This window comes from Bacillus sp. C30 (assembly GCF_040838255.1).
GTDB classification, from domain to species: Bacteria; Bacillota; Bacilli; order Bacillales; family Bacillaceae_G; genus Bacillus_A; species Bacillus_A mycoides.
In genome coordinates, this window is sequence record NZ_JBFPJH010000415.1 from 1 (window position 1) to 2,627 (window position 2,627).

Annotated in this window: 3 protein-coding genes; 2 read left to right on the plus strand and 1 reads right to left on the minus strand. The window is 34.8% G+C overall.

What is annotated here, in order from left to right; all coding sequences use genetic code 11:
* Positions 1–76 precede the first annotated feature (76 nt).
* Positions 77–370: a YesK-like family protein gene (locus AB3X49_RS21070; protein WP_002124993.1), complete on the minus strand. Its 294-nt coding sequence runs from the start codon at positions 368–370 to the stop codon at positions 77–79.
* Positions 371–524: 154 nt separating this feature from the next.
* On the opposite strand from AB3X49_RS21070, the gene AB3X49_RS21075 reads away from it, so the two are divergent.
* Together AB3X49_RS21075 and AB3X49_RS21080 are read left to right on the plus strand one after the other, a co-directional pair.
* Positions 525–1,838, plus strand: a complete 1,314-nt coding sequence (locus AB3X49_RS21075) for an alkaline phosphatase family protein (RefSeq protein WP_367964535.1) — start codon at positions 525–527, stop codon at positions 1,836–1,838.
* Between the two features lie 108 nt (positions 1,839–1,946).
* Positions 1,947–2,627, plus strand: a 681-nt coding sequence (locus AB3X49_RS21080) for an MFS transporter (protein WP_367964537.1), incomplete at its 3' end; no start/stop codon positions are given.

A 2,627-nucleotide genomic window follows, 5' to 3' on the forward strand; every position in this document is an offset into this window, starting at 1 on the left:
TATCATAATATAAATTTTATTTCAAAACAAGAGCCAATTTTCTTATTTTTATACATTATTTTCAATTATCACTGTTTTATACGTAACTTTTCCGAACTATTTTTACAAGTTGATGAGCAACCATACCAATTAGTGTACCAATTAAAACGAAGAAACAAATAAATCCGTATCCCATTCCTTCCCAACCACCAATAGCGATCATTGTTACAGGAAAGAAAGCTAAACAAAGAAGTACTAAACTAAGTGCAAATATAATATCAAACTGTTTGTCTGGAAAACGTTTCTTTAGTAAATATGACATAAAAAATACAAGGAGAACGGTGACTCCACCAATGATGTAAAAGATACCAAATCCATCTAGCCAATCCATAGTATTCCCTCCTTCCATTCATTCCCTTATACTTATTATATGTTTAATTTTTCTGAAAATAAATAACAAAATTTTATTCAAAAATATATTTTTATTACCAGGTATTAATAGTAATATATAAGAATAGGTTTTATATAATCAGGAGGGAAACTTTATGGATAAAGCATTAACAAATCGCGTCATTATTTTATCTTTTGACTGCTTATCAGCTTTAGATTTTCCTATATTACAAAAACTACCTAATTTCCAAACTTTAATAAAAAGGGGCGCGATTACGAAAAAAGTGGAGCCAATTTATCCTTCTGTAACATATCCAAGCCACTCAACAATCGTAACCGGTAATTATCCTAATAAGCATGGCGTTGTCAGCAATACATTACTTCAACCAGGACGTGAGTCACCAGATTGGCATTGGTACCGAAAGTCCATTAACGGGACAACTTTATATGATGAAGCACGCAAAGCAAATTTAACGACAGCAGCCCTTCTATGGCCTGTTACTGGAAGAGCAAATATCGATTACAATTTACCAGAAATTTTTCCAAATAGACCGTGGCAAAATCAAATTTTAGTTTCATTATATAGCGGTAGCCCGCTATATCAATTAGATTTAAATCGTCGTTTCGGCCATATACGAAATGGATTGTCACAGCCTGAGCTTGATAATTTCGTCCTTGCTTCTGCCGTACATACAATTCAGACGAAAAAGCCTAATGTTATGTTTGTACATTTTACTGATTTAGATACTCAAAGACATTACCATGGCTTCGAGTCTGAGGAAACAGTAGCTGCAATCCACAGACACGACGAACGCCTCGGAAAAATTATCCATACATTAAAAGAAAGTGGTATATACGAAGAAAGTACAATTATTGCACTTGGTGACCATAGCGCTTTAAGTGAAAACAAAGCAATCCAATTAAATGTCCTATTCTGTCAAAAAGGGCTTATATCCGTAAATAAACGTGGAAAAATACACGATTGGAAAGCTTATTGCCAAAGCTGTGATGGATCTGCCTACGTACATGTAAAGGATAAAAATGATACTGAAACGATTAAAGAGATTCAACTTCTTCTTGAAGAGCTTCTTCAGGATAAACAAAATGGAATTGAATTTATTCTGCACGATGAAGATGCAAAAGAACGTGGCGCTGATGGTAATTGCTTATTTATGCTAGAGGCCATGGAAGGTTATTACTTCATTGAAAATTATACAGGTGATTTCATAAAAGAAATTAATAAAGAAGATGTTAATTCTAGTAAGAAATATACATTTGGAACACATGGATATTCCCCAACAAAACCTAACTATGAAACAATTTTTATGGCTGCTGGGAAAGGCATTCAAAGCGGCGTTACAATTCCGTATATGAGACTGATTGATGAAGGTCCGACTATCGCTAGGTTACTCGGTTTGCACTTAGGTGAAACAGACGGCGCAATTGTAGAGGATTTACTTCAATTGTAAAGAACTGTGTATATATGTAAAAGTTATGTAAAAATCATCACTGTTTCTCTTTTTATAATTTTTATTTTTGTACACTGTTAGTAGAACAAATTTAAGGGGGAACATTATATGAAAAAAATGTCCAGACAAGAAAAAAGCTGGATATTGTACGATTGGGCGAACTCGGTATATTCGCTCGTCATTACAACTGCATTATTTCCAATTTACTTTAAAGCAGCTGCAAAAGAAGCTGGACTATCTGGCGCAACTTCAACAGCCTATTGGGGATATGCAAACTCGTTCGCTACACTTTTAATTTCTATACTCGCTCCTATTCTCGGCACAGTTGCTGATTATAAGGGATTTAAAAAACGATTTTTCACATTCTTCTTTGGACTCGGTATCGTATTTACAAGTATGCTAGCAATTGTTCCAACATCTCAGTGGTACTTATTACTAGGATGCTATATGCTCGCATTAGTTGGCTTTGCTGGAGCAAATATTTTTTATGATGCATTTCTAGTAGATGTTACCTCTGGAGATAGAATGGACCGAATTTCTACGCGAGGTTTTGCATTAGGTTACATTGGGAGCACAATTCCTTTTATCGGTTGTATTGCTCTTATTATTCTTGCTCAAAAAGGAACTATCCCCTTATCAGTCGGAATTGCTAGTCAAATTTCCTTTGCAATAACAGCTCTTTGGTGGGGACTATTTACGATACCAATGCTAAAAAATGTAGAGCAAACACACTATATTGAACGTCATCCAAGACCAATTGCAATGAGCTTCAAGCGCCTTGCTAATACG

Bases quoted from the DNA above. Each gene is read 5' to 3' on its own strand.
- AB3X49_RS21070 (WP_002124993.1), bottom strand. From the start codon at position 370: ATGGATTGGCTAGATGGATTTGGTATCTTTTACATCATTGGTGGAGTC.
- AB3X49_RS21075 (WP_367964535.1), top strand. From the start codon at position 525: ATGGATAAAGCATTAACAAATCGCGTCATTATTTTATCTTTTGACTGC.